This window comes from Vibrio sp. Vb1554 (assembly GCF_033344235.1).
Genome location: NZ_JAWPOJ010000004.1, coordinates 60,948 through 87,565 on the forward strand (window position 1 = coordinate 60,948; position 26,618 = coordinate 87,565).

At 44.0% G+C, this 26,618-nt stretch carries 27 protein-coding genes; 18 read left to right on the top strand and 9 right to left on the bottom strand.

Annotation, left to right across the window (positions count from 1 at the left end; genetic code table 11):
- The first annotated feature begins 5 nt into the window (after positions 1-5).
- The gene (locus R8N28_RS05115; RefSeq protein WP_318183327.1) at positions 6-1,376 is read left to right on the top strand and encodes a GGDEF domain-containing protein; all 1,371 of its coding nucleotides are present in this window, start codon (positions 6-8) and stop codon (positions 1,374-1,376) included.
- A 157-nt stretch (positions 1,377-1,533) separates the two neighbouring features.
- Positions 1,534-2,421 carry a LysR family transcriptional regulator gene (locus R8N28_RS05120; RefSeq protein ID WP_065275253.1) on the top strand — a complete coding sequence of 296 codons (888 nt, stop codon included), beginning with the start codon at positions 1,534-1,536 and terminating at the stop codon, positions 2,419-2,421.
- Here R8N28_RS05120 and R8N28_RS05125 read toward each other — a convergent pair.
- Positions 2,418-3,026, bottom strand: a complete 609-nt coding sequence (locus tag R8N28_RS05125) for a response regulator transcription factor (protein WP_017821556.1) — start codon at positions 3,024-3,026, stop codon at positions 2,418-2,420. The genes R8N28_RS05120 and R8N28_RS05125 overlap by 4 nt on opposite strands.
- A gap of 672 nt (positions 3,027-3,698) precedes the next feature.
- Here R8N28_RS05125 and R8N28_RS05130 point away from each other — a divergent pair.
- Positions 3,699-4,679, top strand: a complete 981-nt coding sequence (locus tag R8N28_RS05130; protein ID WP_025998672.1) for a chemotaxis protein — start codon at positions 3,699-3,701, stop codon at positions 4,677-4,679.
- A gap of 49 nt (positions 4,680-4,728) precedes the next feature.
- On the opposite strand, the gene R8N28_RS05135 is transcribed toward R8N28_RS05130, so the two are convergent.
- Complete coding sequence (locus R8N28_RS05135) at positions 4,729-5,259, bottom strand: prepilin-type N-terminal cleavage/methylation domain-containing protein (protein WP_005376513.1); 531 nt, start codon at positions 5,257-5,259, stop codon at positions 4,729-4,731.
- Positions 5,260-5,703: 444 nt separating this feature from the next.
- On the opposite strand from R8N28_RS05135, the gene R8N28_RS05140 reads away from it, so the two are divergent.
- The 4 genes from R8N28_RS05140 to R8N28_RS05155 all read left to right on the top strand — a co-directional run bounded on the left by R8N28_RS05140 (position 5,704) and on the right by R8N28_RS05155 (position 8,557).
- Positions 5,704-6,426, top strand: a complete 723-nt coding sequence (locus R8N28_RS05140) for a sulfite exporter TauE/SafE family protein (RefSeq protein ID WP_005390054.1) — start codon at positions 5,704-5,706, stop codon at positions 6,424-6,426.
- 102 nt (positions 6,427-6,528) lie between these two features.
- Entirely contained in the window at positions 6,529-7,434 is a 906-nt protein-coding gene (gene rarD / locus R8N28_RS05145) for an EamA family transporter RarD (protein WP_025998671.1), read from the top strand.
- A gap of 209 nt (positions 7,435-7,643) precedes the next feature.
- Positions 7,644-8,030, top strand: a complete 387-nt coding sequence (locus R8N28_RS05150; protein WP_005376510.1) for an MAPEG family protein — start codon at positions 7,644-7,646, stop codon at positions 8,028-8,030.
- The gene (locus tag R8N28_RS05155; RefSeq protein WP_054574616.1) at positions 8,024-8,557 is read left to right on the top strand and encodes a hypothetical protein; all 534 of its coding nucleotides are present in this window, start codon (positions 8,024-8,026) and stop codon (positions 8,555-8,557) included. The genes R8N28_RS05150 and R8N28_RS05155 overlap by 7 nt, the downstream gene beginning before the upstream one ends.
- Before the next feature lie 284 nt (positions 8,558-8,841).
- Here the strand turns inward: R8N28_RS05155 and R8N28_RS05160 are convergent, their stop codons facing one another.
- The gene (locus tag R8N28_RS05160) at positions 8,842-10,206 is read right to left on the bottom strand and encodes an endonuclease/exonuclease/phosphatase family protein (RefSeq protein ID WP_054574615.1); all 1,365 of its coding nucleotides are present in this window, start codon (positions 10,204-10,206) and stop codon (positions 8,842-8,844) included.
- A 394-nt stretch (positions 10,207-10,600) separates the two neighbouring features.
- Here R8N28_RS05160 and R8N28_RS05165 point away from each other — a divergent pair, with 394 nt between their 5' ends.
- On the top strand, positions 10,601-10,915 hold the full coding sequence (locus R8N28_RS05165) for a DMT family transporter (RefSeq protein ID WP_262635257.1): 315 nt from the start codon (positions 10,601-10,603) through the stop codon (positions 10,913-10,915).
- A 79-nt stretch (positions 10,916-10,994) separates the two neighbouring features.
- Here R8N28_RS05165 and R8N28_RS05170 read toward each other — a convergent pair whose 3' ends face one another.
- Positions 10,995-11,900: a DMT family transporter gene (locus tag R8N28_RS05170; protein ID WP_005376505.1), complete on the bottom strand. Its 906-nt coding sequence runs from the start codon at positions 11,898-11,900 to the stop codon at positions 10,995-10,997.
- A 168-nt stretch (positions 11,901-12,068) separates the two neighbouring features.
- On the opposite strand from R8N28_RS05170, the gene R8N28_RS05175 reads away from it, so the two are divergent.
- The 3 genes from R8N28_RS05175 (at position 12,069) to R8N28_RS05185 (ending at position 14,742) form a co-directional block, all read left to right on the top strand.
- The gene (locus tag R8N28_RS05175) at positions 12,069-12,527 is read left to right on the top strand and encodes an NUDIX hydrolase (protein ID WP_005376504.1); all 459 of its coding nucleotides are present in this window, start codon (positions 12,069-12,071) and stop codon (positions 12,525-12,527) included.
- Positions 12,528-12,631: 104 nt separating this feature from the next.
- Positions 12,632-13,204, top strand: a complete 573-nt coding sequence (locus R8N28_RS05180; protein ID WP_054574614.1) for a GNAT family N-acetyltransferase — start codon at positions 12,632-12,634, stop codon at positions 13,202-13,204.
- A gap of 125 nt (positions 13,205-13,329) precedes the next feature.
- Positions 13,330-14,742 carry a coniferyl aldehyde dehydrogenase gene (locus tag R8N28_RS05185; RefSeq protein ID WP_054574613.1) on the top strand — a complete coding sequence of 471 codons (1,413 nt, stop codon included), beginning with the start codon at positions 13,330-13,332 and terminating at the stop codon, positions 14,740-14,742.
- Positions 14,743-14,918: 176 nt separating this feature from the next.
- Here the strand turns inward: R8N28_RS05185 and R8N28_RS05190 are convergent, their stop codons facing one another.
- Entirely contained in the window at positions 14,919-15,398 is a 480-nt protein-coding gene (locus tag R8N28_RS05190; protein WP_005376501.1) for an aminoacyl-tRNA deacylase, read from the bottom strand.
- Positions 15,399-15,554: 156 nt separating this feature from the next.
- Between R8N28_RS05190 and R8N28_RS05195 the strand changes: the two genes are divergently transcribed.
- From R8N28_RS05195 to R8N28_RS05210, 4 genes are all read left to right on the top strand, one after another.
- Complete coding sequence (locus tag R8N28_RS05195) at positions 15,555-17,096, top strand: glutamate synthase-related protein (RefSeq protein WP_065275254.1); 1,542 nt, start codon at positions 15,555-15,557, stop codon at positions 17,094-17,096.
- A 186-nt stretch (positions 17,097-17,282) separates the two neighbouring features.
- Positions 17,283-19,457 carry a catalase/peroxidase HPI gene (katG, locus tag R8N28_RS05200; RefSeq protein ID WP_065275255.1) on the top strand — a complete coding sequence of 725 codons (2,175 nt, stop codon included), beginning with the start codon at positions 17,283-17,285 and terminating at the stop codon, positions 19,455-19,457.
- A 165-nt stretch (positions 19,458-19,622) separates the two neighbouring features.
- Positions 19,623-20,075 carry an antitoxin Xre/MbcA/ParS toxin-binding domain-containing protein gene (locus R8N28_RS05205; protein ID WP_017820987.1) on the top strand — a complete coding sequence of 151 codons (453 nt, stop codon included), beginning with the start codon at positions 19,623-19,625 and terminating at the stop codon, positions 20,073-20,075.
- Between the two features lies 1 nt (position 20,076).
- Positions 20,077-20,547: an RES family NAD+ phosphorylase gene (locus tag R8N28_RS05210; RefSeq protein ID WP_064369281.1), complete on the top strand. Its 471-nt coding sequence runs from the start codon at positions 20,077-20,079 to the stop codon at positions 20,545-20,547.
- A gap of 80 nt (positions 20,548-20,627) precedes the next feature.
- Here the strand turns inward: R8N28_RS05210 and R8N28_RS05215 are convergent, their stop codons facing one another.
- Positions 20,628-22,478 (bottom strand): acyltransferase family protein, encoded by a 1,851-nt coding sequence (locus R8N28_RS05215; protein ID WP_065275256.1) that lies wholly within the window; start codon positions 22,476-22,478, stop codon positions 20,628-20,630.
- A 241-nt stretch (positions 22,479-22,719) separates the two neighbouring features.
- Between R8N28_RS05215 and R8N28_RS05220 the strand changes: the two genes are divergently transcribed.
- Complete coding sequence (locus R8N28_RS05220; RefSeq protein WP_017635333.1) at positions 22,720-22,995, top strand: nitrogenase-stabilizing/protective protein NifW; 276 nt, start codon at positions 22,720-22,722, stop codon at positions 22,993-22,995.
- 117 nt (positions 22,996-23,112) lie between these two features.
- Here R8N28_RS05220 and R8N28_RS05225 read toward each other — a convergent pair whose 3' ends face one another.
- The gene (locus R8N28_RS05225) at positions 23,113-24,213 is read right to left on the bottom strand and encodes an alkene reductase (protein ID WP_065275257.1); all 1,101 of its coding nucleotides are present in this window, start codon (positions 24,211-24,213) and stop codon (positions 23,113-23,115) included.
- An 11-nt stretch (positions 24,214-24,224) separates the two neighbouring features.
- Positions 24,225-24,611 (bottom strand): lactoylglutathione lyase, encoded by a 387-nt coding sequence (gloA, locus tag R8N28_RS05230; RefSeq protein ID WP_005376490.1) that lies wholly within the window; start codon positions 24,609-24,611, stop codon positions 24,225-24,227.
- A 211-nt stretch (positions 24,612-24,822) separates the two neighbouring features.
- On the opposite strand from gloA, the gene R8N28_RS05235 reads away from it, so the two are divergent.
- Together R8N28_RS05235 and R8N28_RS05240 are read left to right on the top strand one after the other, a co-directional pair.
- Positions 24,823-25,251, top strand: a complete 429-nt coding sequence (locus R8N28_RS05235; protein ID WP_031781242.1) for a PaaI family thioesterase — start codon at positions 24,823-24,825, stop codon at positions 25,249-25,251.
- A 26-nt stretch (positions 25,252-25,277) separates the two neighbouring features.
- A complete protein-coding gene (locus R8N28_RS05240) occupies positions 25,278-25,667 on the top strand; it encodes a MazG nucleotide pyrophosphohydrolase domain-containing protein (RefSeq protein ID WP_005376487.1) in 390 nt (129 codons plus the stop codon).
- Between the two features lie 43 nt (positions 25,668-25,710).
- Here R8N28_RS05240 and R8N28_RS05245 read toward each other — a convergent pair whose 3' ends face one another.
- Positions 25,711-26,586, bottom strand: a complete 876-nt coding sequence (locus R8N28_RS05245; protein WP_025767825.1) for a universal stress protein — start codon at positions 26,584-26,586, stop codon at positions 25,711-25,713.
- Positions 26,587-26,618 lie beyond the last annotated feature (32 nt).

Here is a 26,618-nt window from a genome sequence, read left to right on the forward strand (position 1 = left end):
GCATCATGACACTTAAAAGTATCGCGTTGTCTCTTTTCATCGCAACATTACTATTCGTCACTTCTGTCACAATGATTGGTGCGGTGTTAATTTCTTATGAAGTAAAGCAGTTCAACACTTACGCGAATAATTTAGCCAAAATAAAACAAAAAGTGATTCTCATGGGGTTATTGACGGAAGCGCAGCTCGAGCAATACAAAGGCATGAGCGTGAGTGAAGTAGAAGCGCAAACAGAGCTGAGCTTTCAAGATGCGATTTACTCCCTGTCACCTTATGAAAAACTCAATTACGTTGAAGCTGTTGCACGGAAATCGCTTCATCAGGCTGAAGCGTATTTATCAAATGCGTTCAATCGACAAAATGCCGTTATGTATTTTCGTTCTTATACTGGAAACAAACTCATCTTAGAGAGACCGATTGAAGCGCTAGAGGGAGTGAAAGCCACATTTGATGTTGATTGGTGTAAAAGTAACTATTCTTGTGTGTTAGCCGCGTGGAAAGAGCAACTAACGGACCGGGTATTGTTTTCCCTACCATTTAAAACGACATACTCCGATGACATGGCGATAAGCATCATGAGTCCGGTTTACTTTCAAGGTGAGTTAGTGGGAGAGTTTTCGGAACAATTGTACCTCTCGCCGCTTTATAATGATGGGAAAGCGGTGGATGTTCAAATTGCGAATGGGAACAAGCAAATGGTGATTTACTTCGCTGGCTACCCCTTTCCATCATTCGCGTACACCCAATCATATGTCGCAGACAACAACAATCTCATTGTTTACATGTACCCATTCGGTAAAATTGCACTGGATTACGTGTTCTTGTTTATCATCTTCTTTTTCGTAACTTTAGCGTATTACAACAAAGCTTATGAATCTAAAGAGAGCAAACTTCGCCTCGCGAAAGCACTGACGAACGTGACGAAAGATGATTTAACGGGATTGTTTAACCGCAGAGTCTTTCAAGATAGCGAATTCAAACGTCGTTTGGAAACCGCGCCATATTCCGTCATTGCAATAGATGGCGATAGGATCAAGCGAATCAATGACCATTACGGTCACCATGTAGGGGACGAAGTTATTGGGATTATTGCTGATGCTATGTCTAAAGTGTTTCGAAATAGTGATTATCTAGTTCGAACTGGTGGTGATGAGTTTGTTGCGATTCTGCCAGGTTGCAGTATCAGCCAATCTTCAATATTGGCGAAGAAGCTTCGTAGTGTCGTTAAAGATAACCGACTAAAGACCTTGGATATCGAAGTTAGTGTGAGTACTGGTATCGCGGCGAATGAGTTACACGAAACGCTTCAGGACGTTATTGTACGTGCAGATGAAGATCTCTATGAGATGAAAAAACACAGACAGAAGTCCCATTAAGCAGGTCTGGTATTGACTAAATGCAAAGTTACGGAACATAACCATGACATAACTGTTTGATTAATTTGACCAAACAGAATGAGTGGTCTTTTATATTAGAGCAGTCAACAAATAGTGATTGCTCTATTTATTCTCGACCTTACATCTGGTGTCGCACGTGAACAAAGATCTCGACTTAAACTTACTTAAAATACTTGTCTTACTGGATAAGCACCGTCAGCTCAAGCCCGTTGCGAAAGCGATGGGGAAGAGCGAAGCGTCAATTAGCAAATACCTTGCCCGATTGCGACTCCAGCTAAACGATGAATTGTTTATTCGGCATCCTCACCACATGGAACCGACGGACTATTTAAAACGTCAATTACCTAAAATTTCCGATGCGCTCGAGAAGCTTGAAACTTGTCTAATTAGAGATGAGTTTGAACCGGAAAATTACGAAAAAGACATCACCATTTGTTTGCCGCAAACCGCTCAATACTCATTTGGGCATTTACTTGCAATGGATTTAATGGCGCTGTTTCCCAAGGCGCACATTTCGATAGCAACGATTATAGAGTATACGATAGAAGAGATAATCCTAGGCAAAGTGGATGCGCAGTTACATTACTTCAACGAGGATGTTCCGAAATCTGTTTATCAGAAGTTCATCGGCTATGCGCCTGCTGTGGTAGTTGTCCCTGAAGAGCTGGGAATTACCACCCTGGAAGAAGCGGCCAAACTTCCCTTTATCATGTTAGAGATTATCGGTTGGAAAGAGAAAGAGCAGCTCGTTAAGCGTGCAATGGAAAGCCACGGTATGGTCATCAACCGTATTGCGGCTCTAGACAACGTAAGCAGCGTATTGAAGCTAATTAAGCAAAAAAGCGCCGCAACCGTATTACTTGAATATCAGGCGCCAATTGATGGATATAAATTTATAAGAGTGCCAGAGCATTTTTACCCAGATGGCTGGCCAAAAGTGGTTGTACAGGTGAAGCAAAGCTTAAGACATGATGCAATGCACCAGTTGTTAATCGGTGCTATTGCAAAATACATGAGCGCTTAGCGGCAAAACTCAATGTTTTCTGACTGAGGAATAGTATGCAGAAGTTCAATCAACGTGTCCGCATGGTACTTTTTCAGAATACGCGTTTTGTAGGTGCTGATTGTTTTAGCGCTGAGTGAAAGTTGTTCAGAAATCTTCTTATTTGAGTAGCCTTGTACAAGATAATGGAACACCATGGCTTCGCGATTTGAAAGTGTTACGTTACCCGACGATGGTGTGTGAGTCGACTTAAACATTGAGTAACCGCGTGAAACACTCACAATTGCGTCGATAATGGTCTCTCTTGTTTCATGTTTGCTTAAGAAGCCGTTTGCGCCCATTTCGTACGCTGCTTTAGAAAGACTCGAGTAGTCGCGTGAAGAAACAAATAACAGTCGGCCACGATATCCCGTCGCTAAAATGTTTTTGGCTAAACGCATACCATCGCGGTCGCCAAGCACTACGTCTAGAATAATCAAATCAATCTTTTGGCCTCGGACAAGATCCATCACTTCCGCACTGTCAGTGGTTTGAATCACTTCAGCTGCGTTGATTACGGATTCAACTAGAGAAGCAAGTGCTTCGCTATACAATGGTTGAGCGTCGATAATAAGAACATTATTCAAAGTGAACCTCACCTAATACATCAACTAGTGTGCTGTCAGGCGACAGCGCAATTGGATGAATAGGATTGTAGGAAAAACCTTGCTAAGAGGAAGGAAAATGACTCTTTCCAAAAGTGAAATCAGTGTCTTGATTATGGGAATAGCGATGTCAGGTATTGAAATACCTAGTGATAGGATGATTGCTTAAAACTTACGCTGACAGAAAACTAACAAACTGAAAGTGTTCTATGCCTTCAGATTTTCTTGTGATGTTTCTAGCGCTTCGATTTAAACCCGTGTGTTAGCAAGCGCAGTTTTATACCAAGCCACTTGAAGAGAGCTTGTTCTACACCAGGCATGAGCACGGTAGCCAACTTTGTACTGATATATGTTAGATAGGTTTGGCTATTGACGCTGAACATCACTTCAAATTATTTCTAAACTTTTCATTGACTCGGCCGCTAAAAGTGGAGGTGTTAATTCGCACTTTGGCCACTCATAATGTCGTGTTCAAAAATGAGACAATTTTACATGGTTTGGTATGGAAATGTGCGTTAGCCGTCCTTTTGATGGTTTACAAATTTTGTTGTAACGACTAAAAAGGACTTTTGGATTTTTAGCCAGAGAATGGCTTCTCATGGCGTTTGCATCAAACTTTTTCTGATGCGTATTTTTGGTTGGATAATTGGCTTTATGAGTAACGTAACCAGCACCATTTTGACAGAAAGTGGTACCAATGAGCTTGAAATCATCGAGTTTCATTTAGAAAAAACATTGCCAGATGGCAGCACAAAAACTTGTTATTACGGCATTAACGTTGCGAAAGTACGAGAAGTGATTCGCGTGCCAGAAACAACCGATTATCCAAACGCACAACCTCATATGATTGGTGTGTTCTCATCCAGAGATGTACTGACGCCTTTAGTGGATTTAGCTGGTTGGTTAGGTGTGCCAACACGACAAGATCTGGAGCGCAAGTTTGTAATCGTTACGGATTTCAACAAAATGACCAATGGCTTCTTAATTGACAGCATTTCGCGTATTCATCGTATCTCTTGGAATGATGTGGAATCACCAAGTCAGTTTTTGGAAGCGGGCGAACAAGATTGTGTAGTAGCCGTTGTCCGTAAAGAAGGCAACCTGATCATGATTCTCGACTTTGAAAAAATCATCGCAGACATCAACCCAGAACTGAGTATGGAAAAATACGATGTGAAAGGGGACAAGTCGGTGGATCTCAACCAGAGAATGGTCGGTAAGCGTAATGCTAAAACGATCATGGTGGTGGATGACTCAGCATTTATTCGCTCTTTGATCCAAGATACATTAGCTTCTTCAGGTTACAATGTGATCACATGTAAAGACGGTGGTGAGGCGCATGAGAAGTTGATGAGCTTGATCGAGGTCGCGAAAGAAGAAAACTTGCCAGTTAAAGAGCTATTAGATGCGGTGGTTACGGACGTAGAAATGCCTCGAATGGATGGTATGCACTTAGTGAAGAGACTACGAGATACCGAAGCGTTTCATGAAATGCCGATCATTATGTTCTCGTCATTGATGAGTGAGGATAACCGAGCGAAAGCACTATCTCTTGGCGCAAATGATACGATTACCAAGCCAGAGATTGGCCGCATGGTGAATATGATGGATAAATACGTGTTTAACTTTGCGTAAAAAACCGATCAGATGAAACAAATAAGGCTGCCGATTGGCAGCCTTATTTTTATTGAGGGCAGGGAAGAATATCTAAGGTGTAACTCTCGTTTGGAGTCTGCGGTGGCCCATATAAAATTCCGCATTGTGTAAGGCTAGCTCTTTTTTCGTCGGCTGCAGCAATGACCATTTCGCGAGTTGTTGAACCAGCCGGGTGATGAAATGTTTTCCAATCCGAGTCTTCTTCGTTCAGTCCTTGCACGAGTAACTTCATCGATTCGCTATCAGAATCAGGATATCCATATAAAAAAACACAGCGCTTTGAACCACCAATATTACAGCCGTCAAATGGTAAATCTGCCATTAAAGCACTGTCTACGAAGTTTGAAACGTAAGGCTTGCTTTCCAATCCCGCAATCGCCATTTTCCCATAACCCACGCCTAATGCTGACGCAATAGCGCCTTTCATTCCTTCCAAACGTGCTTCACGTGCATCGCTTTGAAGGTTTAAAAAGCGTGGCGCGGCAGTGACAGCAAGAATACCGAGCACGACAATAACTACGACTAACTCTATTAGAGTAAATCCCGTTTGTTTTTTCATATTATTTTCACAGCAAGTTAAAGGTAGAAAAACACTGACCGTACACTTGTTTATTGTGTAAATAAGTACGGTAATGATAAATCGATCAGTAGTATAAAGAGGTGAGTTGTAAAGTGCTATACCGACGCCGTACTAATTGACTGAATCCATTAAATGCAATGGAGAATTCACGGGTCTAATTCTGCTAGATTTTAAGAGGTCATTAATTCCGCTGAAGAAATGCTGCGTGAACAGGCGAGCATGAATCCTCTTCGATGTAAGCAAACATGTACATAAGCGGAATGAAATACAAAATGCAAATGAGGGCGAACCGCACAAATGGATTGTCTTTTTATTCACTTTGATGAATGCTACGCGGAATTCATATCGCAGTATGCCTGAGGTATTCATCATGCGAATGTGCTTTGGTTTTGTGTTTATTTTTCAAATATAAGAATAATCTAAATGGAATTCGATTCGATAAACTTCCTTGCAATAGGTTTGATATTTCTTGGCTCTTATGTTCAGACCGCAATCGGTTTTGGCTTGGCTATTGTTGCCGCACCTTTACTGATTCTTTGGGCGCCAGAATATGTTCCTGCGCCAATTTGTTTAGTCGCGTTATTTATTTCGTTGATGAATGCGATGAAGCACCGCAGTAGTGTTGAAATCGGCGGCTTAAAGATGGCGTTGATTGGGCGAGTGCCGGGATCAATTGCTGGTGGCTTGCTACTCTTTTTTGTATCTACACAAACTCTCACGCTTTGGATTGGTTTGTTGGTGCTGTTTGCAGTCTTGGTGAGTGTTTTACCGTTTCGGGTTGAGCCTACGCCTTCGCGTATGACATGTGCTGGTTTCTTTTCTGGGTTGTTTGGTACCAGTTCTGCGATTGGAGGCCCTCCGATGGCGTTATTGTTGCAGCATCAAGAAGCAAATCAGTTACGCGGCAACTTATCGGCTTTTTTTGTTTTCAGTTCGATTATTTCACTAATAGTACAAATCCCAGTGGGCTTCTTCACATTGCATCATTTGGTCATTACTATTCCTCTATTGCCTGCTGCGGCGCTTGGTTACTGGCTAGCAATGAAAACTACCCAGTCGTTACCAAAAGAAAAGATTCGGTTTGGGGCACTTATGTTGTGTTTTGTGAGTGGCTTTACCGCCGTCGTACAAGCGTTGAGCCAATAATGCCATCTGCATCATAAAGTCACTGCGGGATTGCATTCCTTTTTATGTATGGCGGACTTGTTTACTTACGCCAAATTGGTCGTTTAAATGGGCGATAGTTTTATGAATAACACTCGTTATGGCACTTTTATGGCAGCATTCTCCTTTGTGATCTGGGGATTGCTACCAATTTATTATCGTTATTTACCAAATGCTTCTATGGATGAGTTGCTAGCATGGCGAATCATTGGGTCTGTACCTGTCGGGTTTCTAATTGTACTTGGGATAACCCATCGAGGGCTGAATTGGAAAGAAATCTGGCTTGATAAAAAATCCTTGTGGTACACTTTTGTGGCGAGCAGTTTGATGTGTATTTCTTGGAGTGCGTTCACTTGGGCTTTGACCCATCATCGGGTCATCGATGCCAGCTTAGGCTTCTTTATTGGACCATTAGTATCTGTTGCACTGGGCGTATTTATTCTTGGGGATAAGCTCTCAATAGGCAAGCTTATTGCAATCGTGCTGGCAACAATTGGTGTTATGTATCAAGTGATTCACTATGGTCAGCTACCCGTTATCGCACTAACGATGGGGTTGTTCTTTGCTTTGTATGGGCTGTACAAGAAGAAGATAAATTATGACTGGAGTACAACCTTGTTTGTTGAAGCATTGTTACTGACTCCAGTTGCACTCGCCTATTTGCTCTATAAACAATGGGCAACTGGTGAACTGGCTTCGGGCACAGATACCACAACATTGCTTTTGTATTTTGGCAGTGCACCTATCACACTTTTACCACTCGTATTTTATTCTATCGCAATACGTATAACTAATTTATCAACCGTCGGTCTAATGCAATACATCGAGCCAAGCTTGCAGTTTGTGTTGGCAGTTATGTTTTTTGGCGAGTTGTTTGACGAAGTGAAAGCGGTGACCTTTGCATTTATTTGGGTAGGGCTGTTGTTCACAATTTTTGAAAGTATTATCAAAGGGCATCGGCGCAAAAAGCTGGTCAAACACCCCTTATAGTGGTTTCAATATTCTCACATATTAGCTTCTTTATTCTTATGCCCTCCATTCGAGGGCATTTTTAATGTCATGAAGCATTGGCTTTCGTTTTTTGCCCGAATAGAAATCATAACTTGAGATTATTTGACGCATTATCATAATGATACCGCTATAGTTATAGCCAAGTGACACGCTTATATAAGTGAAAACCAGATCAAGAAGGACGACATATGATCACAGCTCTGTATGCCAACATTCTCGCAATACTCATTATTTGGTTGGCTGTTCAAGTAATTAAGCAACGTCGCTTAAATCAAATTGCTTATGCAGATGGTGGGGTAGAGGCTCTACAAATTGCTCGTAGTGCCCAGAGTAATGCGACAGAATATATCCCCATCACCCTGATTTTAATGGCACTTTTAGAATTCAATAGTGCTTACCCAACATGGATACATCTCACCGGTATTATTTTTGTAATTGGTCGAGTTATTCATGCTAAAGGCATATTGAAAAAAGACTTGAAAAAGCGCATTAGAGGGATGCAGGTGACATTTCTGGTGATACTTTCATTGGTTGTGTTAAATATGATTTACCTGCCATACGATAAGTTATGGTAAGTCTGCGACGTTACATTCCACCACCATGGGTACTCGTTCTGATTGGATTAGTACTGAATATTGGCGCGATCATCGTTACTAGCTTAGTCCTTGATAAGTTGGGTAAACAGCAATCGCAGCTCGCAGAGCAAACAGCAAAAAACTTGTATTCCATCCAACTCGCATGGAACAGTGTGGAAACCCTAGAAAGGAAAAGAGAAGCTTTACTGCTGCATGTGCACATAAGTCAGAGCGTAGCGATACCTTTAGAGCTAGAAGAGGTATTAGCAGGGCATTTATCTTCTTGGGTTCTCAACGAGTCGGATGAAATAAAAATTGATCAACTTCCTCAACTGATGTCAAAGATAAATCAGGCACAAGCTTCGTATAGAGACCGCATCGATAATTACTACATTGAGAATGTAGAGCTCAATGAGGTAATGGCAAAGCAGGATGAAAAGATCGCTTGGTACAAGAATATCGGACTCTTCTTGCAAGTATTCGGACTTGCGTTAATCCTTGCTCGCGACTTAGCTAGGAAACAATAAAAGCAAGAGCTAAAGAGCAGGTTTATTGCGAAATGCCAATGGTAGTTTGCAAATTGCAATTTATTCGGTGAGCAAACAGTAGCTATTGGTTAAGTTTTAATGAAAGTGATTAAATAACAACCTGTTTTTGTGCACTGAAAAGTTGGCACGCCTCATGCTTTAGTATGAGTGACCCTTTCTAAGCCGAGGGTCACCTAGCCAACTGACGTTGTTAGTGAACCATCTTGTTCACAAATATATACAGCCAATCACGACTCCTTGTGGTTGGCTTTTTTTTATGCGGTCTAGAACTGTGCTTTAATCCAGATCATGCGATGGTCGGAAGATACATCCTTACCATCACCATACTTACCGATACGTGCATCGTTAAATAGTTTATGGCCTTCTTCATAAGACGCTGACCAGTACACACCAGAGTCTATTACATTCAAATTTGCTGAAGGCAAGGCATAGTCTACCCCTAAGCCAAACGTTGAAGTGATGCGATTCGGATATGGGTGAGTTGAACTGCGGTCAACAGCGTGTTCAGCTGCACCAAAGCTTGTTGGGTAAAGCTCACCATTCATCACGGTTTGGTTAACCAATGGATCGTTGTGCAGCTCCTGCATTACAGAGCTAATACCGTCACCAGACACTGGATCAAGGTTTTGATCTCCCATCATTACGAATTTAGCGCCGTTCGTTAAGCCACCTGTTTTACCCGCATCGTCGTAAAAATAGTCTTTGCCTTGAATGTAATGATGCCAAAACTCCACTTCTGCTGCGTTTTGCGCTTTGTTTTTACCGGTGTCGAATACTGGTGGAGTAGGATGAGACATCAACAAGTGTACAACTTCTTCGCCGTTGCGAGTTGGAATGATGATTGGTGCGTCAACGTGGTTTTTCGAAGATAGACGCACTTGATCCCATTCTTCCGCTGAGTACCATTCATCACCACACTTCATGCCGTCTGGAATCTTTTGCGAACCGTCACAGATAGTAATGGTTGGAATTTTCGCACCTTCCATATCTTTCCATTTAAATGCTTGGAATGTACGTGTGTTTGCCGTGTCAATTTTATACTTAGACATAAGGGCAAATGCATATTGACCATGGTACATGCCAAAGCCCCATGCATCACCTGGCATTTGACCTGCGGTTCCGTTGTTGTCGAGATCAAACTCACTCAACAACCCTGTATTAGTTGAGTAAGATTCAGCATAAGGGTATTCAATAGGCTCAAGGTTTGCTTCACCGCCCGCGCCATTGATGCTTTGCGCGACAGACAGGTAGTTCTTCTGGAATCCTTCAATGGCTGCTTTGTTTTCGCCTGTTCCGTCGTTGTTGTATTCCGCCATCATAAGAACATCAGGACGATTCTTTTGAATGATTGCTGCAACGTTACGAATTTGAATGACTTTTTCCGCAGTGGTTTTGTCTTCGGCTGCGATTGAACCGTCTAAATAAGAGGTGACCAACGCAGCTTGCTGCGTTGGTTCAATTTGCATTTCATCTACCAAAGTTTCGAAGGTAGCGCGGTCAAAAGAGAGGTTGTAAGTCACTATTTTTACTTCTTTAGGCTGAACATTGACGTATTCAGTGTCGTCATTACATCCAGATAGTAGAGCGGCGCCAGCAAGGACAGCGATAGAGGTTTTGATTGCTTTCATGGGTACATCATACCTTATAATTAATTCGGCTGAATATTAAAGTCATCAGTCATTGTTTTAAGCGATATTAGTCACACAAACGTTTTCATATTTACATGTTCAATTAGTTTTTGTGTGATTTGTGCAATAAATGCAACACTTTCAACACCAGAAGGTTATATATAAATTGTTAAAAAACGGTGTCGTTATTGATGCGAAATAGAGAGTCCGCCACCGTTAAAAAGAAAAGCGTAGAATTTAAGCGTGCATGAGATGTTTGAGTTGTATGCTTATCGCCGTGTTTTATTTTTTATGTTTAAATTTCTGTATATAATAAGCAGTCAATCAGAAGTGAGGACGACCTCACCGCTCTATCTTTTCTCGGGGACGACCCCATCTCGTTGGGAAATGTGACATGGCTTGGGGAATTCTCTTCATTGCGGGCTTGTGTGAAATCGCATGGGCTGTCGGTCTTAAATATTCACAAGGGTTTACCAAATTCGGTGCTTCGGCATTCACTATTGTCTTTATGTTATTGAGCTTTTGGTTGCTTGGCATTGCGTTAAGAACCTTGCCTTTAGGCATTGCTTATGGCGTATGGGTAGGGATTGGCGCAATAGGCACGGCAGTCGTGAGTATTTATCTGTTCAATGAGTCAGCAACACTTATCAAAGCCTTAAGCTTGCTAATGATTGTCGCTGGTATCGCAGGGTTAAAAATATCAGCTTAACGTTAGGCTAAACACAAAACAGCCAGAGTCACTCTGGCTGTTTTTCTAAATGTCGTGTTTACGGTTCTAGGTAGGTATATCAAGCGTTGCGCTTAATAAAAGGTAACCGTAAGTGATGACCAAACGCATTAATTAATGCGCCTGTAACAATCAGACCGCCACCGACGTACGTCCAAATGATCGGAACCTCGCCAAAGAAAATGATGCCCAACAACACAGAAAATACGATCTGGATATACGAATAAGCGGAGGCTTTACCCGCTTGTTGAGTTTGCATCGCTTTGGTTAACCCCAATTGTCCAATTTGGGTAAAGACACCAACTAGAACCAACATGAAAGTCAGATATAGATCGGGCATTACAAAATCGTCGCCAATCAGTAAGAGTGAAGCGGGGAGAGCAACCAACGGGAAATAGAAAATGATCACTGAGCTGTCTTCTGTCTGACTCAGTTTTCTGACAATGACGTAGGCAATTGAGCTACCAAATGCGCCTAAGATCGCAATCATGACGCTAAACATTGGTAAAGCGCTATCTGAGCCTTGCCCCGTTTCTGGGCTTACCATGATATAGATGCCGAGTAAGCACAACGCAATACAAAGGAAAGTTGACGGCTGGATGCGCTCTTTCAAGAAAAATACGGCGAGTAGTGCAGTAAATACCGGATGAATATATTGGAATATCGTCGCTTCTGCCAAAGGTAAGGTGGTCACTGAATAATATACACACATCAGAGCCATCGTACCCACAGCACCGCGTGCAAATAGTAATGGCTTATTATTGCCCCATACAGAAATTCGTTTTCGCTTTACATCGAAATAACTAATGATAAGTGAAACGAGCGCTCTTGCTGCAACGATTTCAAAAACGGGGATACCGTAGTTGCCGACGTGCTTTACTGTAGCCGACATCAGAGCAAAGCCGAACGCGGAAAGCACCATAAAGCGCACACCGATGGGAATCATAGTGTTGAATGAATTGGACATTTTACTGCTCATTTGTTGCGACAGATCTCACTTTAGCATACTTAGTTAGCGATTAAATCCTCTCAACTCAAACACTTCTGTCGACAAGATGAATAAACAGTAAAATACGTAGCAATTAATCTGCCTCTCTCAGCGTAACAATAAAAACTCGATATTTAAGGAGCTTACATGATCCCGATAAAAGCAACGCATGTTTCAGGCGTTGTCATTTCAAAAATTGATGGCATAGAAAAAATGCTGTTACTCAAACGCGTAAAAGGTGGCTATTGGTGCCATGTTGCAGGTGGTATCGAAGCGGGTGAAGCCGGGTGGCAAACCATTTTAAGAGAGTTAAAAGAAGAGACACTAATTGACCAAGTTGAGTTACATACAGCAGACTTTCTAGAGCAGTTCTACGAAGCAAAAAATAACCGTATCATGGTTATCCCATGTTTTGTGCTATTTTGTCCGCCTAACCAATCAGTTGTTCTTAACGAAGAGCATACAGAGTATCGCTGGTGTACGCTTGAAGAAGCTAAGCAGCTGGCTCCGTTTGCCAATCAGCATCACCTCTATGAACATGTATGGAAGCATTATGTAGATGTGGCATCACTAACGCCATTTACGCTGATCGATCAAAAGGGCTAAATGAACGGCAACGGCTTTGATTAGTTTTTATAGAGAGGTTTGTTCTCATAAAATGAAGCGTTAGGATTTGCGCTGAGCGTTCACAATAAAAAGGAATAACATCTATGGATGAAGTCACATGCCAAGAGACGTATCAAGGAAATCACTTACAGAAGCGTTTTTCCGTCTCGCAAAGGATCTCAATTGAGCCCCTCAATACGAAACACGCGTCCGCTTTACTAGAGGTTGTGAACACTCACCGAGAGAGCCTTGAGGGCTATCTACCTTGGACGGATTCTGTCACGAATCATCGAGAGGCCGTGAACTACATTTCCCAGCGAGTGAACAGTAACGCGCTGGATTCCCACTGGTGTGCAATTTATTTTGATGAGCAGCTTACGGGTGTTATTGGCATTAAAGGTGTGGATTCACATACGCGTGTTACTGAAATTGGCTACTGGCTTGCCAACAATGGGCGAGGCCATCGTGTGATTGATCAAGTGCTCGCAGTATTGATCCCTTTTTTGAAGCAGAAAGGGCACGCACAATTCATTCAGTTCCATTGTATGGAAGATAACATCGCTAGCATCAATATTGCTGAGCGTGCAGGCGCCACATTAAAAGAATACGTTGATCATGAGTTCGATATGCTTGACCGCTCTCAACGACTAGGCATTTATGAACTACGTTTGATGTAGTATCCACCCCAGAAATATTTTAATCAGAGTTCGAACTCTAACTTCACGAGCGCTACAATAGTAACATTGTTGCGCTCGTGTTAACTTGGGGCGTCATTGGCAGAAACTAGGCTAGGAGAAGCATCATGAACGCAATCACAGAGGTTGAAGTAGATAACTTGTTACAGCAAAGCCTCGAACGCTTAAAAGCGGCATATGCAGCCGAGCCTTATCCTAGTTTGGATGAACGTAAACAGCGCCTCGTTTTGTTAAAAAAATCGCTGCTTGAGAACAAACAAGCTTTGGTTGAAGCGTTAAGTGACGATTTTGGCTATCGCTCAGAATTTGATACCGCCATGACCGACGTTTTGCCAACGGTCTCGCATATTAATTATACCCTCAAACGACTAAAAAAATGGTGCAAACCCAGCAAGCGCGAATCCGGCTTATTGCTCGCACCTTCTAAAGTCACCGTTCAGTATCAACCGTTAGGTGTCGTCGGGATCATTTCACCGTGGAACTTTCCTGTGATTTTGAGCCTTGCGCCTTTAGTGACAGCATTGGCTGCTGGCAACCGCGTGATGATGAAGCTCAGCGAATTTACGCCAAAAACCAATAAAGTCATCGTCGATATTTGCCGTGGGTTGTCTGAGTATGTCGAAGTTTTTGAGGGTGAAGCAGACGTCGCACAAGCATTCAGCCAACTGCCATTCGATCACCTTTTGTTCACGGGTTCTACGAGTGTTGGTCGCGCAGTGGCAAAAGCGGCAGCGGAAAACCTTACCCCGGTGACGTTAGAGTTGGGTGGAAAGTCCCCGGTGATCATTGCAAAAGATGCAGACATGAAGAAAGCCGTTGATGCTGTCTTGTTTGGTAAATGCATTAATGCAGGCCAGATTTGTGTCGCGCCTGACTACGCGTTTGTACCGCAAGAACGTGTCGAAGAGTTCATTTCGCTATTCTTAAAACGTTTTGAAAAGCTCTATTTAAAATCCAACAAGAATCAAAAGCTGACCCATATTGTCAACCAACGACAATATGATCGTTTGACTGCGCTACTTGAGGATGCAAAAGCGCAAGGTGCAAACATTCATACTGTTGAAGCGTCGCCCCAAGAGGAACGACTTCTGTATCCTCATTTGGTCACGGACGTGTCGCCGAAAATGCGAATCATGCAAGAGGAGATCTTCGGGCCATTTCTACCAGTCAAGCCCTACAATGCGGTTGATGAAGCGATTGATTACATTAATCAGCGCCAAAGACCACTTGCGCTGTATGTTATGTCGGACGACAAATCGACCATCAAATATATTGTACGCAACACCCACAGTGGTGGCGTCGGCGTTAATGATACGGTTTTACATGTTGGCGCTGAAGATGCGCCTTTTGGTGGCGTTGGTGAATCGGGTATTGGGCATTATCACGGAGAGGAAGGATTCAGAACTTTTAGTCATGCGAAAACCATTCTTCACACACCGAAATGGTTGCCGAGAACGAGCGTATTAATGCGCCGTAGGGCTATGGCGATAAAAGCGATCCAAAAGATCTTTGTTCGATAATAATTATGATTTGATTGATAAAAAAACCGCCCGAATAGGCGGTTTTTTGTTTCTATATGCTCTGAAACGCTGGGCAGCAAAGTTCGAGAAACTTCCTTCGCGTGCTACCAACAAAACAAAGAAAGGCTCTTGTTGAAAGAGCCTTGTTCAGGAAATGTCGAGAGATCTTGGCAAGTTTAATGCAGAACTTCACTGCTGAATCTTAGATATCTACAGTCGTTCATCAGTTCTTTAAACGCCTTTCTGTCCAGCTTAATCAGAGTTTCATGATCGCCAGCTTCAAGGTAGACATGTTCCAAATTTGCTAGTCTTTCATCGCAAACTGTCGACATGTGGTAAGGACTACCAATCGGTGGAATAGCGCCGTGTTCACAATCGGTGAAGAGTCGGTAAACCATACGCTCTTTCACCAAGTGGAAGGTGGCATTAAATTCGTCGTTTAATCTCGACAAACTGATTTTGTTGTTGGCAGGTAAGACCGCCATCATATGACGCCCTTCATGATCCTCTAGAATCACACCTTTTGCGATATTCATTAAAGGCACACCTGCTGCAACACCACTTTGTAGCGAGCTATGACTGTGGCTGTGATTCACGGTTTGAAAGTGAATGTTATGCTCAGTCAAATATTCATCTAATCGGGTTGCAATCGTCATATAGCCTCCACGTGTATGAGACCCATAAAAAGTATAGGTTAGTCGGGCGACAATCGCGCATTTTACTCGGCGACACTGACGCTCTTTACGCTCCTGTTCTACGCTTATTGCAAGCCAGCGAGAAAGCATGGTTAACAATAATAAATAGGGGGCAACATGAGCAAGCCAATCATCGCTGATAACAAGCCGATCAAAGTAGAGTTGAAAGCTGGGCAAGAATATTACTTCTGCCGATGTGGGCGTTCTAAAAATCAACCTTACTGCGATGGGTCTCATTCGGGAACCGGCTTAAAGCCAATGAGCTTTAGTGCGGAAAAAGACGAAGATGCCTATCTCTGCCAATGTAAGCATACCGCCAATGCTCCTTTTTGTGATGGTACACACAAGCGATTTACCGCAGAGCAAGTCGGTAAAGAGGGACCGGAACAAAAGCGAGAGAAAAGAGACAAACCAACGGCGTCTGCTACTCAAGAAGAACCAACCCTCGAGTTTATCCACCAATTAGCGAGAGAGGGACTCTCTAAACTCGGTCATCATGGTCCGATGGCTGCAATGGGGGTTCCTAGGCATTTGCTACCACATTGGGATGCTATACAAATCATGGTGGCGCAAATGGCGACACAACCGTTGTTGGAAGACGTTCCTGTGTCTACCGAGTTGATTGTGGGACCAAACGCGCGTAAGCCGCTCAGACTCGCCATTCCTTTGTTGGTGTCGGACATGAGTTTTGGCGCACTTTCTGAAGAGGCGAAAATTGTACTAGCAAAAGGTGCAGAGTTGGCAGGGACTGGGATTTGCTCTGGTGAGGGTGGCATGTTACCGGAAGAGCAAGCCGCCAATTCACGGTATTTCTATGAGCTTGCTAGTGCTCAATTTGGCTACGACGAATCTAAGCTTCTTAATGTTCAGGCGTTTCACTTCAAAGGCGGGCAAGGAGCAAAAACGGGCACGGGTGGTCATCTGCCTGCAAATAAAAATGTAGGTAAGATCTCTCAGGTGAGAGGCATCCCCGAGGGACAACCAGCGATATCACCACCAACGTTCAAAGATCTTCACACTACTCACGATTTCAGAAAGTTTGCTGACAGAGTTCGTGGCATCACAGGCGGTATTCCAATTGGATTTAAACTCAGTGCCAACCATATTGAGCAAGACATTCAGTTTGCGCTTGATGCTGGGGCTGATTACATCATCTTAGACGGTCGCGGTGGTGGCACGGGTGCGGCGCCAACTATGTTCCGTGATCATATTAGTGTGCCCACCATCCCTGCATTAGCTCGTGCACGTAAGTACTTAGATGAAAAAGGTGTAAGTGACAGCGTCACATTAATCATCACTGGTGGGTTGCGAGTTCCTACGGATTTTGTCAAAGCGTTGGCACTTGGAGCAGACGGAGTAGCGATAGCAAACAGTGCGATGCAATCGATCGGTTGTGTCGCGGCTCGCATCTGCAACACCAATAATTGCCCTGCAGGCATTGCGACACAAAATGCCGATTTGAGGCAGCGTCTCGACGTTGAAAAGTCATCCCAGCAACTGAAAAATTTCTTCGAATCCTCGGTTGAGCTCATGAAAGTCATGGCGAGGGCGTGTGGTCGCCACGCTCTGAATGAATTTAGTCATCATGATTTAGCGACCTGGGATCACAACATGGCGAGGCTGTCTGGGATTAAGTATTCAGGTATGGACTTAAACTGATCTCTATCCATATTTTCTGCATATAGGTACATGTTTGATAACAATTATTTATTCGCTGAAATGTTTGAAATTTTGACTTGGCGTTAACTAAAAAAACAGTGTATGAACTACGCTGTTTGAGGTGGGTATTCGATTTATTGAATAACAAAGAGTGGTTACCACAACCACGACACGAAGGAGCATTATATGAGCAAAGCAAACGGCGGTTCGGTAGGTAAATGTCCAGTTATGCATGGTGGGCAAACATCTACAGATAAGTCGGTGATGGATTGGTGGCCGAATGCCTTGAACTTAGACATCCTGCATCAACACGACTCCAAAACCAACCCATTTGGTCAGGACTTTAATTACAAAGAAGAACTGAAAAAGCTAGATGTCGAAGCACTTAAAAAAGATTTAAAAGATTTAATGACTGATAGCCAAGACTGGTGGCCTGCCGACTGGGGACACTACGGTGGTTTAATGATCCGAATGGCATGGCATGCAGCGGGCAGTTATCGTATTGCGGATGGCCGTGGCGGTGCTGCTACAGGCAACCAACGCTTTGCTCCTCTCAACTCTTGGCCAGATAACGCCAACCTCGATAAGGCTCGACGCCTTTTATGGCCAATCAAGAAAAAATATGGCAACAAACTAAGTTGGGCAGACCTGATTGTCCTTGCCGGTAACATGGCGTACGAATCCATGGGTTTTAAGACCTTTGGCTTTGCGTTTGGACGAGAGGACATTTGGCACCCAGAAAAAGACACTTACTGGGGCTCTGAGCAAGAATGGTTAGCCACAAGTGACGCTGATAACAGCCGCTACTCTGGTGAGCGAGATTTAGAAAACCCGCTTGCTGCGGTAATGATGGGTCTTATCTATGTGAACCCTGAAGGGGTAGACGGTAACCCAGATCCTCTCAAAACAGCACATGACATGCGAGTGACCTTTGCGCGAATGGCAATGAACGATGAAGAAACCGTCGCGCTCACAGCTGGTGGTCACACGGTGGGTAAGTGTCATGGTAATGGTGATGCCGCAAACCTTGGCCCAGAGCCCGAAGCAGCAGACGTTCATGAGCAAGGTCTTGGCTGGATTAATCACAAAACACGTGGCATTGGCCGTGACACGGTAACGAGTGGTATTGAAGGTGCTTGGACAACACACCCTACACAATGGGATTACGGATACTTCCACCTACTATTTAAGTATGACTGGGAACTGAAAAAGAGCCCAGCTGGCGCATGGCAATGGGAGCCAATCGACATTGAAGAACAAGACAAGCCTGTCGATGTTGAAGACGGTTCTAAGCGCTACAATCCAATCATGACCGACGCCGATATGGCGCTCAAAATGGACCCTGAATATCGTAAGATTGCAGAAAAGTTCCAAAATGACCCTGCGTACTTTGATGACGTTTTTGCTCGTGCCTGGTTTAAGTTGACACACCGCGATCTAGGACCAAAATCATGTTATTTCGGCCCTGATGTGCCAAGCGAAGATCTTATTTGGCAAGACCCAACGCCCGCAGGTAAGACAGACTACGATGTTGATTTAGTAAAAACAAAAATCGAAGCAAGTGGCCTATCCATTAGTGAGTTAGTAAGTACGGCGTGGGATAGTGCGCGTACTTACCGTGGCTCTGACCGCCGAGGCGGTGCAAATGGCGCGAGAATTCGCTTGGCTCCGCAAAAAGATTGGCAAGGGAACGAACCTGAACGTCTAAGCCGTGTTCTTGCTGTGCTAGAAAAAATAGCAGCAGAAGAGGGCTGTAGTGTTGCAGACGCTATCGTGCTTGCTGGGAACGTAGGTATTGAACTGGCTGCGCGTGCCGCAGGTCATAATGTTTCCGTACCATTCGCGCCAGGCCGAGGTGATGCCACCCAAGAGATGACGGATGTGGAATCGTTCGAAGTACTTGAGCCTGTTGCTGACGGTTTCCGAAATTGGTTGAAGAAAGACTACGCGGTTAAGCCAGAAGAGCTTTTATTAGATCGTGCTCAGCTTATGGGGCTAACGGCGCCAGAAATGACGGTACTTATCGGTGGTATGCGTGTTCTAGGCAGTAACTACGGCGGTGGAAAAGAGGGCGTATTTACTGACCGAGTAGGCACTTTGTCGAATGATTTCTTCGTGAACCTTACTGACATGGCATATACGTGGAAACCAGTGAGTGCTAATCAATATGAAATCCGTGATCGTAAAACCGACGCTGTGAAGTGGACGGCTACTCGAGTGGATCTTGTCTTTGGTTCAAACTCGATCCTGCGTTCGTATGCGGAAGTGTATGCGCAAGATGATAATCAGGAAAAATTCATCCATGACTTCATCGCCGCATGGACGAAAGTCATGAACGCGGATCGTTTTGACTTGCAATAAGTGAAACGATGCCCGTCGGTAGATGGGTTGATGAATAAGTAAGAGAGGCGGGCGAAAAGCTCGCCTTTTTCTTTACCTATCTTTTTACTTTGATTGTTACTTTGATTGAAAGTTAAGCTCATTTGAACCATAATAACTGGACCATATGAACCATAGGAGCTTGATATGGCAACTGCAGCATTAAAAAGCTTCAAACCGAAACAACCTCATAAAGCCAATTTCTGGTTTATGTTGGGTATTGAAGACGCTGAAACAGGTCGCACTGATGCGGTTCACAAAGGCTTTGAGCCAAAGGTGTATCGCAATATTGTTGAGCGTGTGAAGCTTTCTCAGAGTGAGTTTCAAAACGTCACATTGATACCTGTTAGCACGATCAAGCGTCGTCTAAAAAACGATGAGCGCTTCAATACGCAAGAAAGTGATGCAATCTATCGATTAGCGATGTTATTGAAACTCGCGACAGAACTGTTTGACGACGAAGAGCGCGCGTTAAAATGGATGAGAGAGAATGTGTATGGCTTAGGTGGAAAACGTCCACTTGATATGGTCTCGACCACGGTGGATTTTGAAATCGTAAAAGATTTGATCGGCCGTTTAGAGCACGGGGTATTCTCGTAATATGAAGCTCTATCGTCTCACACAAAAGAAATTTGCTGACACGCCATTCAGCCCCGTTGGCGCAAAGTTATTTGGAGGGCGATGGAACTCAAAAGGAACCGAAGCCCTCTACTTCTCTGAATCGGAATCCCTTTGCTCGTTGGAAGTGTTTGTGCACGTAAACAACGATCCTGCTATCACCAAACTTTACGATTTATATCGTATTGAAATGCCAGAATACCTCATCGCCACCTTAGATGAAGAAGATCTCCCTGTGACGTGGCGAGCAATACCGGCGAGCGAGTCTACGCAGTACATTGGTGATCAGTTTCTCAATGATCCTCATCCAGAGTTTGCCGCGCTGCAAGTGCCTTCAACGATTTCACCTCGTGATAAAAACTACGTGGTTAATCCAAATCATCCCAAAATAAAAGAGATCATCAAGAAAGCCGAAAAGCTCGATTTCGCGTTTGATCCGCGCATTTTCAAATAGACGTGCTGGTTTTGTCTTGCTTTAAAGCATTCAGCGCTTACCTGAGATAAGCGCTGAAGCATAAAAGTTTATTTCCTTGGTTATTGTCGGTCGTAAGTGAACTGTTGCGCTTCATTTGTAGTGTTGAGGTAATGCCCAAGCACCAACTCAGCACCTTTGTAAGATAAATGGCTGTCATCCGTATACATCGCATTGTTTGTACCAACTTTCATTCGACATACGCCACTTCTGCAAATGGCATCGGTCAAGTCGACAAACTCAACGTGCTCAAATTGCTCAAAGTAGTTCACTAACTTCGCCACGTTTCGAGGGTGATGTTGTTTGGGAGAAAAGTCGCAGGCAGACTCTTCTGTCTCGCCAAACAAACGCGCTTTCCAAAGGCATTCTCCTACCGCAAACGGTGCAGAAGGGGTTGGACCAAAAACGACCACTTCCTTTCCTTTCAGTTCATTCAATAATTTGGTTAATGATGCTTCATAATCGGCTTGTGAAAGCTCTTTATTGAAATTAGAAGAGATAACAACGCGACGAATGGAAGGGGTACTTAGAATGGTATCGACAGCCTCATTAAAGAACTGTCGGCAAGGAACTGAGCCAGCGCCTTTGATGGTGTCGACATAACCGACCGCACAGGAATCTTGAGTAAGTTGTACCACGCCAGTTGGTGTTACTTCGGATAGACGCTTCACGTAAACCATGCTGTGACTATTGCCTAACACAGCGATGGCGGGCTGCGGCGCAGACGAGCACACATCGTTAACGTTGGTGTTGCCGTTGCAATCTAAACCATAACCGTTGTTAACGCGCATGGCCTCGAAAAATGCGCTTCTTTCTGGAAAACCACCGTTTTGATGACCGATAACGCCGAGCGTTAGCAAGGGCAACGTCAACAACACAATAACCGCGGACACAGTGCGCATGCTCATGGCTTTTCGGCTACGGAACGGCTTTTCAATAAAGCGCCAAGTGAAGTAAGACAATACAAAAAGAGCGATAACGTAAAGCGGGATATTGACGTCTTGTGTTGTGTCCAACACGTAGCGGTAAAAGACAAATAATGGAATGTGCCACAAGTATAAGCTGTAGCTGATTAATCCGACGAACACGACCCATTTTAGGCTCAGTAATCTACCGCAGACATTGTCTTTAGAGGCAAACAAAATCACCAACGCGCTACCGATGACCGGCACCAGCAGCGTAATGCCCGCGCCATCTTGCGATTTTTCAAACAAAAGCGCGGAAGCCAATATCAAAACGATGCCAATGGTTGCTAGAGTATCGTTAGATTGAACTTGGACTTTTCTCATCACTAATGCGAGTAATGAACCGGTTGCCAGCTCCCAAGCGCGAGAGAAGATCATGTAAAAAGCGAAATCAGGATCGTTGCTCGCGTAGACAATAGTCATCAAACTCAGCACAAATACCGTGATAAAAAAAGTCAAGTAAAACGCGTTTTTGCCACGAGCGAGTAGCATGAGTAGCAAAGGAATGACAATGTAGTATTGTTCTTCAACGCCCAAGCTCCATGTGTGGAACAGCGGGTTGGCTTGATCTTCTAAACCGAAGTAATTGTGGCCTTTCAAATACAGAAGAATGTTGGATGAAGAGAGAATGGAAGACACTGCGAACTGACCAACGTCTTTGTGTGCTTGCGGCAAAAATAGCCACCAAGACATCAAATAGCTGACGGCGATCACCACCAGTAAGAGGGGGAGTATGCGACGAATGCGTCGCTCATAAAAATCACCAAGGCTGAACTTCTGGTTTTCTAAGTCGTTAATCACGATGGTGGTGATCAAATAGCCGCTGATCACAAAAAACACGTCGACGCCAATAAAGCCACCAGCGAATTGCTCAACTCCTGCATGAAACAAAATCACCAACGTGACAGCAATCGCCCTTAATCCGTCTACTTCTGCTCTGTAAGTCATATCGTGTTGCTCCAACATTCCGTTTAATGAAGTAGAGCAAAATATGAACCAGAAATAATGTTTATTTAAATCAGTGTCTTAAAGTAATTGTCAAAATGAAAATGCTAGGTGGGTTAACGAATTCCCAAATTGAATTTCAATATGGAAAACCCATAAAGAATGATCTTAAGAAGCGCTAAATCAAAGAACGTAAAGCGCGAGGCACTTAGACTTCATTGAAAATGATTACGCTAAAGAAACGATGACAGAGAATACGATTCAGGAAAAAATTGCCAGCTTTACTTGTATCGAAGAGGCTTTGGATTACTTCGACATCGAGTTTGATAGCCGATTTATAGAAAACAACCGAACCGAGTTGGTTAAGAGGTTTAACGGCTACTTAATCCTCACTAAACCGGATGATTGGTTTTCAGGTCGTCGTGCTTTAAAGAATGCTTACTGTAAAGTACAACGCCGTTTGCTCAGTAAAACGACGCGCTCTGCGTGCCGAGGTTGTACATCTTGTCAAAGACGTTAATTCTGGTGGCTTGCCTAAAAAGAACCCTGCATCTTGGCGTCACAGGGGGAAGAGCAAGGTTCTTTTGGGTTAGCTATTGGTTTGTCGCGAGCTGCGAATCAGCTTTACGTAGATGAATTAACCCGCGTGGTACGCAGGGTAGTCCACTAAGCCTTTTTCACCGCCGCCGAACAATGTGGCAGGGTCATGTTCTGCCAGTGGATAGCCATGCTTGATGCGGCTTGGTAAGTCGGGGTTTGCAACAAACGGACGGCCAAAGCCAATCATGTCAGCTAAACCACTTTCGATCGCGTGTTGCGCCTTTTCATCGTTATAACGACCGGCATAAATCAGTGTACCTTTATACGCCTCACGAACTGCGGTTTTAAAGTCGTGCGGAGTGTCTGGCGCGTCGTCCCAATCCACTTCAGCAATGTGAATGTAAACCACATTGAGTTTATCAAGCAGCGCTGCAGCGGCGGTGTAGGTTTCGACTGGCGTACTATCAACGGTGCCATTTAACGAAGTGAATGGTGCAAGACGAACACCAACACGCTCAGCGCCAATAGCTTGCGTCATCGCCTCTACCACTTCACCAAGAAAACGCAGACGGTTTTCAATTGAGCCACCGTATTCATCGGTGCGGTTATTCGCTTCAGAATCGATAAACTGGTTAACCAAGTAGCCATTCGCTGCATGAAGCTCGATACCATCGAATCCGGCTTCTATCGCGTTTAGTGCGGCTTGGCGGTACAATTCAATAACGTTCTTGATGTCTTGTTTGGTCATTTCACGTGGCTCAACCACGTCGACAAAGCCCGGTTCGTCTGTGCCGTTATCGACAAATACTTTCACGTTTTCTGCTTTTAGCGCAGAAGAAGAAATAGGTTGCTCGCCGCCAATGTTATCAGGGTGAGTCACACGACCAACGTGCCACAATTGCGCGAAGATAGTGCCGCCTTTCTCGTGCACTGCATCAGTTACTTTTTTCCAGCCAGCAATTTGCTCTGGGCTGTAAATGCCTGGTGTCCATGCATAGCCTTGACCCATTGGCGAAATTTGTGTGCCTTCAGCAACGATTAGGCCCGCTTCAGCACGTTGAGCATAGTAGGTCGCCATCATGTCGTTAGCGATATTACCTGGTTGAGAAGCACGAGAACGCGTCATCGGAGGCATAACGATACGGTTTTTTAATGAGAGAGAGCCAAGTTGAATGGGTTGAAATAATGCGTCTGTCATAGGAAACCTCGTTATTTTTGAGTTTGGATGAGTTCGATTTGGTAACCATCGGGATCTTTAATGAACGCGATGTGAGTTTCTCCGCCTTTCATTGGACCTGGCTCGCGAGTAACGTTGCCACCAAGCGCTTTAATTTTTTCGCAAGCGGCGTAAATATCTTCAGACCCCAGTGCCATGTGTCCGAATGCGTTACCCAAGTCGTAACTGTCGGTATCCCAGTTATAAGTTAGCTCGATGGTCGCGCCATCTGGTTGATCAGGGTTACCAACAAACACCAGTGAGTAACGGTATTCTTGGTTTTCAAAACGATCCAAAACACTCATTCCCAGAACTTTTGTATAAAATTCGATAGATTTGTCTAGGTCAGCTACACGGATCATCGTGTGGAGAAACTTCATAAGTCGCCTTTTCATAACGTTGCGTAATCACTATGCAAACCATATCGCCACTCTAAATAAACTGGAAATTATCGTTAATTATTAAAATGATTATTTAGTGTTATGAAAAGCGAGGTTGCTGGCCCTGCAACATGCAAACAAAGATTACTCGCCGTTTCTTTTTAATTGTTGGCATATGCTAATTACTCTTTTGAGAAACCGAGTAACTATCATGTCTACAAACAGCTATTGTCATTACACTCACGAATCTCATCATCAATGTGCGGTTTGTTCTTCAATTAATGTGAATCCGAACTCTTTGGCCGTGAACTACCAATACCTAGCCGATGGTTCTGTTGTCGGAGAGTTTCACGTTTTACCGCGTCATCAAGGTTACACAGACCTGTTGCATGGTGGTATTGCCAGTTCGCTTCTCGATGGTGCAATGACGCATTGTTTGTTATCTAGAGACATTCAAGCCCTTACGGCGCAGTTGGATGTGCGCTACCATGCACCTATTCAGTTAGATGATCGAGTCACGATTACTGCACACTGTGAAGGTGAACGACGCGGTATATATCAACTGGTGGCTCAATTGCGGGTCGAAAGCGAAGTTAGAGTGACGGCTAAAGGGAAGTTTATTCGTCCTAAAAAGGCATAAATAAAAACGTGTTCTACGGAGAGGCAATGAAGAAATTTGATGAGCTGTATGCAATTGCGACGAGAAAATCTCAATATGACCAAACCAACACTTGGTTTAAAGGCGTAGAGACTTATCTGGAGGCCATTGGCAAAGAAGTTGATGAAGTCCGCGAAGAGATTCGTGAGGATCGCCTTTGTCATTTGGAAGACGAGTTAGGCGATGTGTTGTGGAACTATCTTAACGTATTAAAAGCGCTGGAAAGAGAAAAGGGCATAGATCCTGAGAAAGTACTCGAAAGAGCCTGCAACAAATACGATCAGCGTGTATCTGCGATTGAGTCGGGACGCAGTTGGGATGAGATAAAACAGCAGCAGAAACAAGCCTTGAACGCAGAGCATGAAGCCGCGCAGTTAGAAGATGTAAAGAGCCAATAACTGCGCTTGGTATTGAAAGGGTTGGTTAATAGGGAATACCTAGTCAGCCCTTGGAACTGTTGACCAACAGTAGGTCACAAGGTGGTTGATCAAGTAACGTGTCTACAGTGCTGCCAGACCAAAATTGAGATGACATGCTTCGTTTACATGCCCCCATAATCAAAATCGCTGCTTGTGATTGCTTAACTGCTTTTGGTAACGCCGTTTCAGGGTTTCCTTCCGGTAATAGTAATGGAACTCGCGTTAACTTTTGCGCACTAATAAAATCTGTAATGCCTGCTTTTTGATTGCTTAATATCTCTGCACGATAGCGAGAGAGGTATGGTGCGACGTATCGGCAGTAAACGAGCGTCATTTTCCCGCTTAAGGTTTGTTCTAATTTTGAGCCTCGCGAGACGATGGCTTTATCTACTATCGACTTTTCATCCCCTCGATGAAGTGGGTCGATTGCACAAAGCATGTTGGCGTGAGAAGGCCATGACCGCTCACTCAGTAGCAACAAGTCGCAATCTTGTTGTGCTAGTTCTGTGAGCATCGTTTGAATCTCGTGTTTGTTAAAGTGTCCCACGAGCAGTAAGTCAGTGTGGTCAACAAGTCGTTTCGCAACTTGCTCAACCCAATGGCTCCCTTTGAAATGCTCGTAAGAGAGCGTTGGTGTTTCAAGCTCTTCTTCTTCACAAAGTTCGACAATTAATGCGTTGAACTTTAAGGTCCAAGCTTCAAACTCAGCTTGTCTTTTTTCTATATGGTCAGAGTTGAAACTGAGAAAATGAGCGAATGCGTGATCTTCACTTCGGCGATGGTCTTCCACTAAAACCACAATAGGCTGAGCCAACGCTGTCGAAAATTGAATCACTTTACGAAGCACCTTACGACTTGGTAAGGCGGCCTGCTGAGTCAGAAAAAATACAGGTGCCATTGATTACTCCATTATCAAACAAGGCGAATGAG